This window comes from Sphingomonas sp. ID0503 (assembly GCF_048565625.1).
Lineage (GTDB): Bacteria > Pseudomonadota > Alphaproteobacteria > Sphingomonadales > Sphingomonadaceae > JBLZUR01.
The window spans coordinates 2,878,803-2,892,063 of record NZ_JBLZUR010000002.1; the positions used below are offsets into that span (position 1 = coordinate 2,878,803).

The following is a 13,261-nucleotide window of genomic DNA, read 5'->3' on the forward strand; positions in this document are numbered from 1 at the left end:
GTCACATGGGTCGCCCGCGCTGATAGTGCTGTCGCGCCCCCGCCACAACCGTGGGGTTTTGCGAACGATTCTCATGGCCTGAACTTTGCTTGAGGGCTTGAAAAGCCGCGCCTATAAGCGCACCCGGCCGCGGCGGGGGGTCTCGCCCGCCTGCCCGGAAGAGGGGCTCCCAACGGGGGTATGATGACGAGCTTGAAGACTTTCCTGATCGCAGCGGCCCTGGCGGTCACGCCCGCCGCCGCGATGGCGCAGGACGCGGCGCCCGCCGCCACCCCTGCGGCAACCACCGCACCCGCTGACGCCGCAGCTGCCGCTCCGGCCGCTGCCAAGGCACCGGACATTGCCCACGCCCTGCCGACGCCCGGCGTCGGTGAGCCCGTCCCCGGCGGCTTCACCCTGCAGGAGCAGGTGACCGACATCGGCCATGACGCGAAGTGGATGCACAACGTCGTCCTGATGCCGATCATCACCGTCATCACCATCTTCGTGCTGCTGCTGCTGGTTTGGACCATCGTCCGCTACAACCGCCGCAGCAACCCGGTGCCGTCGAAGACCTCGCACAACACCCTGATCGAGGTGATCTGGACGCTGGCGCCGGTGCTCATCCTGCTCGTCATCGCGGTCCCCTCGATCAAGCTGCTGGCCAAGCAGTACGCGCCGCCCAAGGCCGACCTGACCGTCAAGGTGATCGGCAACCAGTGGTACTGGACCTACCAGTACCCGGATAACGGGGATTTCGAGATCGTCTCCAACATGCTGAAGGAGAAGAACGAGATCACCGGTGCGGAGCGTGCGCGCACCGACGCCGACGGCCCCCGCCTCCTCGCGGTGGACGAGCGTCTTGTCGTTCCGGCCGGCGCGGTGGTGAAGCTGATCGTCACCTCCGCCGACGTGATCCACTCCTTCGCGGTTCCAGCCTTCTGGACCAAGATGGACGCGGTCCCCGGCAAGCTGAACGAGACCTGGTTCAAGGTCGATCGCCCCGGCGTCTATTTCGGCCAGTGCTCCGAACTCTGCGGCGCGCGCCACGCCTACATGCCGATCGCGGTCGAAGTCGTGTCCAAGGCGCAGTTCGCGCAGTGGGTCGCGTCGAAGGGCGGCACCATGCCCGGTGCCGCGCCGGCCAACCCGGACGCGACGGCCAACTCGCCGATCACCAACGCCACCGCGGGCGCCGCAACGGCTGGCAACGCGCCGTCCACCCCGGCCGTCCCTGCCCCGCCGACGGCCGCCGTTGGCGCTCCCGCCGCCACTTCTCAGGGCGCCACCGCCAACGAAGGCACGCAGCCATGACCGATACCGCCATCCACGCCAGCCATTTCGATGCGCATGGCACGCATGACCACCACCATCACGATGCCGATCACAAGCCGGGGTTCTTCGCCCGCTGGTTCATGTCCACCAACCACAAGGACATCGGCACCCTCTACCTGATCTTCGCGATCGTCGCCGGCATCATCGGCGGCGCCATCTCGGGCCTGATGCGCGCCGAGCTGGCGAACCCTGGCATCCAGTACCTGCCCACCTGGGCGGCGATGATGAACGGCGGGGACGTCACCTTCGACACCGCGCTGCACATGTGGAACACGCTGATCACCGCCCACGGCCTGATCATGGTGTTCTTCATGGTCATGCCGGCGATGATCGGCGGATTCGGCAACTGGTTCGTGCCGATCATGATCGGCGCGCCGGACATGGCCTTCCCGCGCATGAACAACATTTCGTTCTGGCTGCTGATCCCGGCGTTCATCCTGCTGCTCGGCTCGGCCTTCGTCTCGGGCGGCACCGGCCTCGGCGCCGGCACCGGCTGGACGGTCTACGCGCCGCTCTCCACCAGCGGCTCGGCCGGCCCCGCCGTCGACATGGGCATCCTGTCGCTGCACATCGCGGGCGCCTCGTCGATCCTGGGCGCGATCAACTTCATCACCACCATCCTCAACATGCGCGCGCCGGGCATGACCCTGCACAAGATGCCGCTGTTCGTCTGGTCGGTGCTGGTCACCGCCTTCCTGCTGCTGCTGGCCCTGCCGGTTCTCGCCGCGGCGATCACCATGCTGCTGACGGACCGCAACTTCGGCACGACCTTCTACGACGCGTCGGGCGGCGGCGATCCGGTGCTCTACCAGCACCTGTTCTGGTTCTTCGGCCATCCCGAAGTGTACATCATGATCCTGCCGGGCTTCGGCATCGTCAGCCAGGTGGTGTCGACCTTCAGCCGCAAGCCGGTCTTCGGCTATCTCGGCATGGCCTACGCCATGGTCGCGATCGGCGTGGTCGGGTTCATCGTGTGGGCGCACCACATGTTCACCACCGGCCTCGACGTGAACACCAAGATGTACTTCACTGCCGCGACGATGGTCATCGCCGTCCCGACCGGCATCAAGATCTTCTCGTGGATCGCGACGATGTGGGGCGGCTCGCTGTCCTTCAAGACGCCGATGCTCTGGGCGATCGGGTTCATCTTCATGTTCACGGTCGGCGGCGTGACGGGCGTCGTGCTCGCCAACGGCGGCATCGACAACTACATGCACGACACCTACTACGTCGTCGCGCACTTCCACTACGTGCTGTCGCTGGGCGCGGTGTTCGGCCTGTTCTGCGGCTTCTACTACTGGTTCCCGAAGATGTCGGGCCGGATGTACAACGAGCTGCTGGGCCAGCTGCACTTCTGGGTGTTCTTCGTCGGCGTGAACGTGCTGTTCTTCCCGATGCACTTCCTGGGCCTGGACGGCATGCCGCGTCGTATCCCGGACTATGCGGACGCCTATGCCGAGTACAACAAGCTCGCCAGCCATGGTTACGAGATCATGGTGGCCGGCATGGCGATCTTCTTCGTCAACGTGATCTGGTCGCTGTTCGCGGGCAAGCCGGCGGGCGACAATCCCTGGGGCGAAGGTGCGACGACACTGGAATGGACCCTGTCCAGCCCGCCGCCGTACCACCAGTTCGAAACCCTGCCGGTCATCGGCGACGATCCCCACCACTGATCGGGATCGGATCGAAACGGAGAGGCCCCGGTGGAAACACCGGGGCCTTTTTGTTGGTGGCCGAAGCGGGCGAGGGTGGGCCTATCCACCTTGGCGGCCACTCCCGACCGTTGATCCTACCTAACCCGTTCGCCCTGAGCCTGTGGAAGGGCCAGCCCCGACGGTCGCACCACCGCTTAGACAAGCTCAGCGCGAACGGATGTCGGGTGCGGGGTGGACCGCCCCTTACTCCCGTCCAGCAGAGCCCACCCGGCCGTGCGCCCTGAGCCGGTCGAAGGGCCAGCGCCAACGGGTTCAGCGCGAACGGGGGCTGGGCATGTGGGGCAAATCCCGCGCTGCTCCCGCCGGGTCGCGGACCCACACCAATCAACGCTGTCCTACACCCGGGCTGCGATGCTACGCCCGGCGCATGGCCGCTCCTGCCCCCAGCTTGTGCTCGCCGCCGAATGCGACGCAACGGACGCGCTCCCTTCGTCCCGCCCACCCCTCAACTCACCGACGTTTCCGCGTGACGTGTGCGTACCTTCGTTACCTTTCGACGGCCCAGCATCGCCGCTTTCCCGCCGCCCCCGTGTCGATTATAGGCCCGCTCCATGGCTTCCCGTTCACTTGACGCCGGAGTCGGAGCGCAGGCGCTGCCGGCCGATTGGCGCGACTTTCTCGCCCTCACCAAGCCGCGCGTGCTCTCGCTGGTGGTCTATACCGGTCTCTGCGGCCTGCTCGCGGCCCCCGGCCACATTCACCCCGTCCTAGGCTTCGCGGCGATCCTCTGCATCGCGCTGGGTGCCGGTGCCGCCGCCGCGCTGAACCAGTGGTACGAGGCGGATCTCGATGCCAAGATGCGCCGCACCGCCGGTCGTCCCCTCCCCGCCGGCCGTATGGAGCGTCAGTCCGCGCTCCATTTCGGCGTGGGCCTTGGCGTCTTCTCCGTCCTGCTGATGGGTCTCGCCACCAACGTCCTCGCCGCCATTGTGCTGGCCGTCTCGATCCTGTTCTACGTCCTCGTCTACACCGTCTGGCTGAAGCGGCGGACCCCGCAGAACATCGTCATCGGCGGCGCGGCGGGTGCCTTCCCGGCGGTGATCGGCTGGGCGGCGGTGACGGGTGAGATCAACCTCCTGCCCGCCCTCCTCTTCGCGCTCGTCTTCCTGTGGACGCCGCCACATTCCTGGGCGCTCGGCCTCTACATCAAGTCCGATTACGCCGCCGCCGGCGTGCCGATGATGCCCGTCGTCGCGGGGCAGAAGGCGACCCGGCTGCAGGTCCTTCTCTACACCCTGCCGATGGTCGCCGCTGCCATCGCACCCTGGCCGCTCGGCCTGACCGGCGCGATCCACGGCGTGACGAGCGTGATCCTCAGCGCCGTCTTCCTCGCCCTCTCCGCCCGCGTCGCGTTCAGCACCCAGACCGATCAGGCGCTGATGAAGCCGGAGCGGATCCTGTTCCGCTATTCCATCCTCTACCTCTTCCTCCTTTTCGGCGCGCTGGTCGCCGACCGGGTGATCCTGGCATGACGCAGCTTCCCGACGACGATGCGGTGCGCCGCCGCCAGCGCTCCCGCGCGATCGTGATGGCGCTGGCGCTCGGTGCGCTCGTCGTGCTGATCTACGCGATCGGCATGGCGAAGATGGTGCGCGGGTGAACCAGCTCGCTCGCCGGAATCAGCGGGTTGGCCTGCTGATGGTCCTGCTGGTCGCGGCCATGATCGGCCTCGGCTTCGCCAGCGTGCCCCTCTACCGCCTGTTCTGCCAGGCGACGGGCTTCAACGGCACGACGATGCGCAAGGCGGAGACGGACGTCCCCGGCGCGGTCGTCGGCAAGATCGTCTCCGTCCGCTTCGACGGCAACGTCTCGCCCAAGCTCCGCTGGCGTTTCGCGCCGGAGGCGGAGACGATGCGCGTCGCGATCGGCGCGCGGCAGATGGCGTTCTTCAACGCGACAAACCTGTCGGACAAGCCGGTGACGGGCACCGCGACCTTCAACGTCACCCCGACCCAGGCCGGCCCCTATTTCTCCAAGATCCAGTGCTTCTGCTTCACCGAGCAGCGGCTGGAGCCAGGCGCTACCCAGCGGATGCCGGTGGTCTTCTACGTCGATCCCAAGATCCTGGAGAACCCGGACACAAGGGACATCAGCGAGATCACCCTGTCCTACACCTTCTACGAGGCGGCCGAGCAAAAGTAGGGGGTAGGCTGAGGTCCGGCGCGAGGGCGAGGCTCGCTCGATTTGCCGCGATCAAACCATTGCGACCTTCCGGACCACGTTCTAATGAGCGGGCGACAAATCCAGGGGACGAGACGCGACATGGCTGGTGCCAAGACCCACGATTATCACATTCTTCCGCCCAGCCCCTGGCCGCTGCTGAGCTCGTTGTCCGCGCTCCTGCTCGCCTCCGGCGGCATCATGTGGATGCATTCGGCGGCATTCGGCGGCTATCTCTTCTTCGCCGGCCTGATCGCCACCGTCGCCTGCATGGGCTTCTGGTGGGGCGACGTGATCAAGGAGGCGCATGCCGGCGACCATACGCCCGTCGTGCAGCTCCACCTGCGCTACGGCATGATCCTGTTCATCGCCTCGGAGGTGATGTTCTTCGTCGGCTGGTTCTGGGCCTTCTTCGACGCCTCGCTCTTCCCCAAGACGGTCGAGGCGGTGGGCGGTGTCTGGCCGCCGAAGGGGATCGAGGTCATCGACCCGTTCCACTTCCCGCTGCTCAACACCCTGATCCTGCTCTGCTCGGGCACGACCGTCACCTGGGCGCATCACGCCCTGCTGCACGGCGATCGCGACGGGCTGAAGAAGGGCCTGTGGTGCACCATCCTCCTCGGCGTCCTGTTCTCCTGCATCCAGGCCTACGAGTATATCGAGGCGCCATTCGCCTTTAAGGGCAACATCTACGGTGCCACCTTCTTCATGGCGACCGGCTTCCACGGCTTCCACGTCATCGTCGGCACCATCTTCCTCGCCGTCTGCCTGATCCGCGCCTATCGCGGCGACTTCACGCCGAAGCAGCATTTCGGCTTCGAGGCGGCGGCCTGGTACTGGCACTTCGTCGACGTGGTCTGGCTGTTCCTGTTCGCCTCGATCTACATCTGGGGCAACGCCGGCGGCACCATCCACGGCTGATCGGATCTCCGAAAGTTGAAAGAGGCGGCGCCGGGACATGCCGGCGCCGCCTTTTTCGTTCGGGTCACAAGACCTATATCGCGGCCATGGCCGAACCGACTCCTCTCCAATGCGGCCTCGGCGGGCTCTGCCCACGCTGCGGTGCCAAGACCCTGTTCGGCGGTGTGGTCCGCTTCGCACAGCGCTGCACCGCCTGCGGCCTGGACTTCGATGCGTTCAACGTCGGCGATGGTCCAGCCGCGTTCCTGACGCTGATCCTCGGCACGATCATCACCGCCGCCGCCGTCATCCTCGAACTTGCGGTTAGCCCGCCCTTCTGGGTCCACATCGTCCTCTGGGTGCCGCTGACCATCGCTGCGGTGATGCTGTCGCTGCGCCTCGCCAAGGGCATGCTGATCTCCTCCGAGTACCGGAACCGTGCCCGCGAGGGACGATTGCGGGACGAATGACGCGCCGCCTCCCTTTCTGGCCGACCTTGATCGTGGCGCTTGCGGTGGCCACGATGATCGGTCTCGGCACCTGGCAGCTACAAAGGGCCAAGTGGAAGGAGGGTCTCCTCGCCCGCTACGCCGTCGCCCGTACCTTGCCCGTCATGGCGTTCCCTGCCGTGCCGGTCGAGCCGGAAACCCTGCTGTTCCGACGCGCCACGGGCTACTGCCTCCAGGTGACCGGCTGGAGCGCCAAGGCGGGCCGCAACATGGCCGGTGAGAGCGGCTGGCGCCACATCGCCGCCTGCCGCACTGGCGGCGGTGAAGGGCCGGGCATGCAGGCGGACATGGGCTGGTCCAACAATCCAGCCAACCCGGCGTTCAAGGGTGGCCCCGTCACCGGCATCATCACCGAGGATCGCCAGAAGAACCTGATCCTCGTCGCCGAGTCGCCGGCTGCCGGCCTTCAGCGCAGCTTGCCGCCCGACCCCAAGGACATCCCGAACGACCACCGCATGTACGCCGTGCAGTGGTTCAGCTTCGCCGCGATCGCGCTCGTCATCTACGCCGTCGCGCTCAGGAAACGCCTCCGGGCTTAGAACGCCAGCATCATTTGGGCGACCGGCGCGAAGGAGCGACGGTGGAGCGGCGTGGGACCGAGCCGCTGCAGCGCAGAGCGATGATCGGGCGTCGCATAGCCCTTGTTGCGGTGCCAGCCGTAGCCCGGATGCTGCAGGTCGTACTCGATCATCATCCGGTCCCGCGTCACCTTGGCGATGATCGACGCCGCCGCGATCGAGCGGCAAAGCGCGTCGCCATCGATCACCCATTGCGAGGTGTAGCGCCATTTCGGGCAATGGTTGCCGTCGACCAGCACCATCGCCGGCTCGACCCCCAGGGCGTCGACGGCGCGGGACATCGCCTGCATCGTCGCCTGGAAGATGTTGATCCGGTCGATCTCCTCGACCTCCGCAATGCCGACGCCCACCGCTGCACAGGCACGAAGCTTGGCGTAGAGAGCGACGCGCGCCTCGTGGTCGAGCTTCTTCGAGTCGTCGAGGCCGCGGGGGAAGCGCTTGCGGTCGAGGATCACCGCCGCCGCGACGACCGGACCCGCCAGTGGACCGCGCCCCGCCTCGTCCACGCCCGCCACAGGGCCGCCATGAAGACGTTCAATCTTGAAACAGGGGCGCGCCATTGGCCGCTTGTTATCGCCGCCGCCGGGCGATAGGCAACCACCGTCATCTGGGGAGTAGCCAGCCGGTCGCGCTGACCGGGCCTCTGCGTCAACATACTCGGTCGAGAGGCCGTGGCGCAGAGGGAGCGGGGAACCGTTCGGGCGAGACCAATGGCGTCGCATCTCCGCTTTGCCGGGCGGGATTTGCGTCGTCGTTGGATTCGCGTTCCGTCCGGCCGGAGACTGTCCCCTTGGAAGCGCTGCTTACTTCGACGGTCGTGGTCGCCCTGGCGGAGATCGGCGACAAGACCCAGCTGCTGGCGATCGTGCTCGCGACCCGTTTCAAGCGGCCCGTGCCGATCATTATGGGCATCCTCGCCGCCACCCTGGTCAACCACTTCCTGGCCGCACTGATCGGGTCCGAAGTAGCCGGTCTGCTGGACGGCTTCTGGTTCCGGGTCGTTATCGCCGTGTCCTTCATCGCGATGGCGGCCTGGGCCCTTATTCCCGACAAGTTCGACGAGGAGCGTCAGGCGAAACCGGGCCGCTCGGGTGCGTTCCTCACCACGCTGATCGCCTTCTTTCTCGTCGAGATGGGCGACAAGACACAACTCGCGACCGTGGCGCTTGGTGCACGGTATCATGCGGCGCTGGCGGTGACCGCAGGAACAACTTTCGGCATGATGCTCGCCAACGTTCCCGCCGTGCTCTTCGGAAACGAACTGATCAAGCGCGTGCCCCTCAACATCGTTCGCATCCTTGCTGCGCTGCTCTTTCTAGTCATCGGGCTGTGGCTACTCTTAAAGGCGCTTCAGATATTTAGGTAGTCTGGAAGTTTACCACGCAGGTCGTTGTGGCCACCGGATGAAAGGCGTATTACGCAGGCTGAGCGAGGTTTATTTAAGGGGGCTCTGGTGACGCTGGTCGCGCCGGTTGACGCTGGCTTGCCGCGCCCGCACGTCCGCCGCGTGCCATTGGCGGGCGCAGCCTCGCGAGAGGGATCGCGTCAGGCGATGTGGATGACCCTCGGCCTGTGGGGGTTCACCTATCTCACCTTCCTGATGCCCAGCCTCGCGGATGACGGGCGGATCGCCTGGTACGGGTTTCCCATAGTCGCGGCTGCGGTCGGTGTCGGCCTGATCCTGTCAGACCCGCTCTACCTGTTGATGCGGGCGATGCGGGAGACCTTTCTGCCGGTGCGCATCCTGGTCGCCGGGCTTGCCGCAGCGGTCGCGGCGGCGCTTCATGCCGTGCTGGACGCGATAATCGTAAACGCGCTACGCGGCGTCTTCGCGCCCGAGACCGTCCGCGCTGTCACCGCCGCCATTCTGGTCGACAAGTTCCTCGCCTATATCTGGATCTACGAGCTCTACGTCATCGCGCTCGGCCTGATCTTCTCGGTCGCGCGCGCCAACCAGCACGACCAGCTCCTCTTGCAGGCGCAGGCAAACGCCGATCAGGCGCGGCTGACCGCCCTCCGCTTCCAGATCAATCCACATTTCCTGTTCAACACGCTCAACTCGATCTCCAGCCTGGTGGTCACCGACAGGCCCGAGGAAGCCGAGTTGATGATCGATCGGTTGGCCGAGTTCCTCCGCGCCTCGCTCTCGTCAGAATCGCAGGAGATGGTGCCCCTGGGAGAGGAACTGGCAACGATCGACGCGTATATCGAGATCGAAACCGTGCGGTTCGGCGATCGGCTCGGCTATGAGGTCGACTGTCCGCCCGGCTTGTCCGAGGTAATGGTGCCGAGCTTCATCCTTCAGCCGCTGGTCGAGAACGCGGTCAAGTACGCGGTCGCGGCCTCCCCGGCGGGAGCGACGATCCGGGTCAGCGCCTGGCGGGAGGACGGCACGCTCCGGATCGCCATCGTCGACGATGGGCTAGGTGTGCCGGAGCATCGCGAAGGTTATGCCAGCACCGGGCTCGGCGTGGACAATGTGCGGGAGCGGCTGGTTGCCGTGTTCGGCAAGGAGGCAACGCTCGCCACGCGCAAGCTAGACCCCGGCTTCGAAGCGCTGCTCTGCATGCCGGTTGCGTTCTAAAGCTCAATAGGGCGTTTCGCCGATCACGTTGCCGCCTTCGGCGTAGCGGCAGACCAGGAAATCGTCCTGCTGTCCATGGGCGATCGCACACCCGACCTGCCGGGAGGAGCGCCAGACCAACTGCGTATAATGGCCGACGTCTTCCAGCTCGCCAGTGCGGCTGTTCGTCGGAAAAGCGCCCGGCTTGAAGTTCTTCTTCTCCGCGGCCCACAGCCCGACCATGTCCTCCGGACCATAATATCCCCGCGTTCCCGCCCAGAGGTTCTCACCCGGAGGATCGGCATCGCTTGGATCGTCGGGCGAATGGATCAGCCGGCCCACCCGCGTCAGGTGCTTCGCCCACTCGGCGGCGCCGGCCGCGAGCTCCTTGTCCCAGACCAGCGGCGGCAGACCCAGTTCTGTACGCTCGCGATTATGCGCGGCGAGGAGCCGCGCCTCGATGGACAGGGGCTGGTGGGTGGCCTGAAGCGCGGGCGACAGCAGAGCCAGAGCGAGGATGGGAAGGAGGCGTTTGAACACCGGCCCCAGATATTCGCCAAGGCCTGAGATACGGTTAACGGGGCGAAAGCAAAACGACGTCACGGCAACTCTCATCAATGAAGCGATGAGCGGCTCTCGGCGCTGACAGCATGCCAACCAACGACGCGACGACCGGTCGGCCTGGCGTCGCGATGGAGAGTCGTACCGGCGACGAAACATACGATACGAGCGGCAAAGCGCGGAGTGCGGGCGAATGCAGCCCAAAAAGAAAGGGCGCGCGAAGCGTCAGCTCCGCGCGCCCCTGTGGACGTCCATGCTGGAGAAGGTCAGGCCGAACGAAAGCGTCCGGTGATCGGTGCCACGACGGCGAAGAGGAGCGTCGCACAAACCAGGCCGATCATCTCGTCCTCGAAGTAGTCCGACAGACCGACAGCAAACGGTGGGAGGATGCCCGCCCAGACGGCGACCGCCAGCATCACCTGACGCCGCCGCGACGCCATCGTCAGCCGGCGTGCGCTGCGCTCCCGGCAAAGGCGAAAGATCGTCTCGATCTGCTCGCGCCGAAATCCAGCGGAAAGGAAGCGGACAGTCTCGCTTTCGCCCGCCATCCCGTCGCCGAGGCGAAGCGAGATGGCGAAGCGGCGAAGTGCCTCCAGCCGGGGATCGGCGAGCGTGTTCGCCGGCCGCGTGCCGAACAATGTACGCGCAATCCGCTGCGCCTTTTCCGCCAGCTTGCCGGGCACGGGGCGGTCGCGGCGCGACAGCACGACCACACACCTCTCGAGGTCGGTCAGCGCCGCGGGCTCGTTGGACACCACCAGCGCCAGCGGCGCGGCGCGCGCGGGCATCACGGGGGCCGAGTGGCGAAGCTGAAGAGCGGAGCGGGGCATTGGACGTGACCTCATCATCGGCCGATCGATCGGCCACCCGCCTCGTGCCCTCATGATTCGATTTGTGCAGCCAGGATGCTGCGGGTCCCGCGCAGTGGGCGACGAAGGCGAGAGAGCGGCCAGGCCGTGTTTTCGTCGCGCAGAATGCCGGTTTGGTCTGACTGGCGTAGGAAAAAGCGTTATCTCGCGTGACCTTAGCCGTATGAAGTTGGACGCCATCCAGCGGTCTGCGGAGGACGGGCAGTCCATGCGCATCGATCCGCTCCGATCCCGCACTCAGGTACCCTGGTCTCAGGCGTTGCGCCTGTCCGCGGGCCTGTGGCTGTTCGTCGCCCTGATCTTCCTGCCCCTGATCATCGCCCGGCATACCACGGACACCCTGGCCAGCGTCGCGCTCGACTGCTCCACCTTCCTGGTCTCGATCGCCTTGTCGATGCCGCTCTTTGCGCTGTTCCGGGGCACCGCCAATCTGTCTGCACCGCGCCGGCTGACACTCTGGACGGTGGCGGTGCTGGCCGCCAGCGCGGCGCAGATCCTGTTCGATCTCGCCTTCCAGCAATGGGTGGCGGACAATGTGAACCCGAACTGGGGGTCGATGCCGGCCAATCTGGTCCGCGCTTGGCAATCGGGCTTGAACTATGTTCTGGTCTTCGCGGTCAACATGGGCCTGTTCCAGCTGGCATTGATCCGTCGGCGCGCGCTGGCGCAGGAGCGTCATTTCGCCGCGATCCAATCAAGCACGCAGCAGGCGCAGATCGCCGCCCTCCGCTTTCAGGTGAACCCGCACTTCCTGTTCAACACGCTGAACGCGATATCCTCGCTGATCGTCGCGCAGCGCAATGAGGATGCCGAGCAGGTCGTGAACCAGCTCTCCGACTTCCTTCGCTCCACCGCAACGATCCGCCCTGACGATCTGATCGCGGTCGAGGAGGAGTTCGCCTTCGTGGAACGATATCTGGAAATCGAGGGCGTTCGCTTCGGCGAGCGGCTTGCGAGCACGGTCGATTGTGCGCCCGCTGTCGCCGACCGGATGATCCCCGCGCTCACGATACAGACCATCGTGATGTCCGCGGTGGACCACGCCGTGTCCCTGACGCGGGAGCGTGTCTCGCTTTCGGTCCGGGCGTCGCGGGTCGGGGAAGGGCTGCGCATCACCGTCGAAACCAGCATGCCGCCAGGCGTCCTCACCGGCCTCGACGATGTCGATGACGAGATCGCCTCGGCCGAGGCGCGGCTGACGGCGCATTACGGCGGCGCGGCGCGGCTGGTGCGCGACGTGACCGAGGATCGCTTCGCGGTTATCATCACCATCGCAGAAGGTTGACCGGCGCGCCGACGCCGGAGCTGGGGGCTTAGCATGCGGGTTCTGCTTGTGGATGACGAGGTGCTGGCGCTCGATCGCCTGCGTACCCTCCTCGCCGACATGGAAGATATCGAAGTGGTCGGAGAGGCTAATGACGGCGACGCCGCCCTCGCGCTGATGCGGGAGACGCTGCCCGACGTTGTCATCCTCGACGTCCAGATGCCCGGCCGCAACGGGCTGCGCACCGCGGGCGCCATCGACATCGATCCCGCGCCGGAGGTCATCTTCATCACCGCGCACGAGCATTATGCGCCCGACGCCTTCGACCTGGAGGCGGCCGACTACATCCTGAAGCCGGTGCGGTTCGAGCGGCTGCAGCAGGCGATGAACCGCGCCAAGCGCCGCCGCTGGCTCCGCGACGAGGCGGCGCGCGCGCAATCCCTTTCCGAGCAGATCGAGAGCGGCAAGGGGGCCGCCCGCCCGTCTTCCGAGGCGGAGATCTGGGTGCCCGGCCGCCATGGTCAGGTCCGCGTGCCCGTGGAGACGATCGACTGGATCGAGGCGGCGCGCGATTACGTCCTCCTCCACACGCCCCTGCGCAGCCACATGCTGCGCACAACCATGTCCGCGCTCGAGGAAAAGCTGGAGGGCAGCCAGTTGATGCGCGTCCACCGCTCCGCCTTCGTCCGCCCTTCCAAGGTGAGCGAGGTTCGCTGGGCCAATCGCACGGCGACCCTGGTCCTGCAGGACGGCGTCACGGTGCAGGTCGGCCCGAGCTACGTCTCGGCGGTCGAGGCGGCGCTGGGGATCGGATAGGGCCGAAAGCCC

Annotated in this window: 15 protein-coding genes and 1 riboswitch; of the genes, 12 read left to right on the plus strand and 3 right to left on the minus strand. The window is 66.2% G+C overall.

Going from position 1 to position 13,261, the window contains the following annotated elements; genetic code table 11:
• The first annotated feature begins 183 nt into the window (after nucleotides 1-183).
• From coxB to ACM608_RS15130, 8 genes are all read left to right on the plus strand, one after another.
• Complete coding sequence (gene coxB / locus ACM608_RS15095) at nucleotides 184-1,293, plus strand: cytochrome c oxidase subunit II (protein ID WP_419684280.1); 1,110 nt, start codon at nucleotides 184-186, stop codon at nucleotides 1,291-1,293.
• Nucleotides 1,290-2,987 (plus strand): cytochrome c oxidase subunit I, encoded by a 1,698-nt coding sequence (ctaD, locus tag ACM608_RS15100; protein ID WP_419684282.1) that lies wholly within the window; start codon nucleotides 1,290-1,292, stop codon nucleotides 2,985-2,987. The genes coxB and ctaD overlap by 4 nt, the downstream gene beginning before the upstream one ends.
• Before the next feature lie 593 nt (nucleotides 2,988-3,580).
• Nucleotides 3,581-4,501, plus strand: coding sequence for a heme o synthase (locus ACM608_RS15105; protein ID WP_419684284.1), 921 nt, complete (start codon nucleotides 3,581-3,583; stop codon nucleotides 4,499-4,501).
• A complete protein-coding gene (locus ACM608_RS15110) occupies nucleotides 4,498-4,629 on the plus strand; it encodes a hypothetical protein (RefSeq protein ID WP_419684285.1) in 132 nt (43 codons plus the stop codon). Before ACM608_RS15105 ends, ACM608_RS15110 begins: the two co-directional genes overlap by 4 nt.
• Nucleotides 4,630-4,667: 38 nt before the next feature.
• Entirely contained in the window at nucleotides 4,668-5,171 is a 504-nt protein-coding gene (locus tag ACM608_RS15115) for a cytochrome c oxidase assembly protein (RefSeq protein ID WP_419685235.1), read from the plus strand.
• 120 nt (nucleotides 5,172-5,291) lie between these two features.
• Entirely contained in the window at nucleotides 5,292-6,110 is an 819-nt protein-coding gene (locus ACM608_RS15120) for a cytochrome c oxidase subunit 3 (RefSeq protein ID WP_419684286.1), read from the plus strand.
• Between the two features lie 86 nt (nucleotides 6,111-6,196).
• Nucleotides 6,197-6,559 carry a DUF983 domain-containing protein gene (locus ACM608_RS15125; RefSeq protein WP_419684287.1) on the plus strand — a complete coding sequence of 121 codons (363 nt, stop codon included), beginning with the start codon at nucleotides 6,197-6,199 and terminating at the stop codon, nucleotides 6,557-6,559.
• Nucleotides 6,556-7,137, plus strand: coding sequence for an SURF1 family protein (locus ACM608_RS15130; RefSeq protein WP_419684289.1), 582 nt, complete (start codon nucleotides 6,556-6,558; stop codon nucleotides 7,135-7,137). The genes ACM608_RS15125 and ACM608_RS15130 overlap by 4 nt, the downstream gene beginning before the upstream one ends.
• Here ACM608_RS15130 and ACM608_RS15135 read toward each other — a convergent pair.
• The gene (locus tag ACM608_RS15135; RefSeq protein WP_419684291.1) at nucleotides 7,134-7,736 is read right to left on the minus strand and encodes a ribonuclease HII; all 603 of its coding nucleotides are present in this window, start codon (nucleotides 7,734-7,736) and stop codon (nucleotides 7,134-7,136) included. The two genes, ACM608_RS15130 and ACM608_RS15135, sit on opposite strands and share 4 nt — an antisense overlap.
• Nucleotides 7,737-7,772: 36 nt before the next feature.
• A riboswitch (yybP-ykoY riboswitch) is annotated at nucleotides 7,773-7,907 on the plus strand.
• Nucleotides 7,908-7,966: 59 nt separating this feature from the next.
• On the opposite strand from ACM608_RS15135, the gene ACM608_RS15140 reads away from it, so the two are divergent.
• A complete protein-coding gene (locus ACM608_RS15140) occupies nucleotides 7,967-8,542 on the plus strand; it encodes a TMEM165/GDT1 family protein (RefSeq protein WP_419684292.1) in 576 nt (191 codons plus the stop codon).
• Between the two features lie 87 nt (nucleotides 8,543-8,629).
• Nucleotides 8,630-9,760 carry a sensor histidine kinase gene (locus tag ACM608_RS15145; RefSeq protein WP_419684293.1) on the plus strand — a complete coding sequence of 377 codons (1,131 nt, stop codon included), beginning with the start codon at nucleotides 8,630-8,632 and terminating at the stop codon, nucleotides 9,758-9,760.
• A gap of 3 nt (nucleotides 9,761-9,763) precedes the next feature.
• Here ACM608_RS15145 and ACM608_RS15150 read toward each other — a convergent pair whose 3' ends face one another.
• Together ACM608_RS15150 and ACM608_RS15155 are read right to left on the minus strand one after the other, a co-directional pair.
• Nucleotides 9,764-10,279 (minus strand): CAP domain-containing protein, encoded by a 516-nt coding sequence (locus ACM608_RS15150; protein ID WP_419684294.1) that lies wholly within the window; start codon nucleotides 10,277-10,279, stop codon nucleotides 9,764-9,766.
• A gap of 287 nt (nucleotides 10,280-10,566) precedes the next feature.
• On the minus strand, nucleotides 10,567-11,145 hold the full coding sequence (locus ACM608_RS15155; RefSeq protein ID WP_419684296.1) for a hypothetical protein: 579 nt from the start codon (nucleotides 11,143-11,145) through the stop codon (nucleotides 10,567-10,569).
• A 187-nt stretch (nucleotides 11,146-11,332) separates the two neighbouring features.
• Here ACM608_RS15155 and ACM608_RS15160 point away from each other — a divergent pair, with 187 nt between their 5' ends.
• Both ACM608_RS15160 and ACM608_RS15165 read left to right on the plus strand, forming a co-directional pair.
• Entirely contained in the window at nucleotides 11,333-12,454 is a 1,122-nt protein-coding gene (locus ACM608_RS15160) for a sensor histidine kinase (RefSeq protein WP_419684297.1), read from the plus strand.
• A gap of 33 nt (nucleotides 12,455-12,487) precedes the next feature.
• Nucleotides 12,488-13,249 (plus strand): LytR/AlgR family response regulator transcription factor, encoded by a 762-nt coding sequence (locus ACM608_RS15165; RefSeq protein WP_419684299.1) that lies wholly within the window; start codon nucleotides 12,488-12,490, stop codon nucleotides 13,247-13,249.
• Nucleotides 13,250-13,261: the final 12 nt, after the last annotated feature.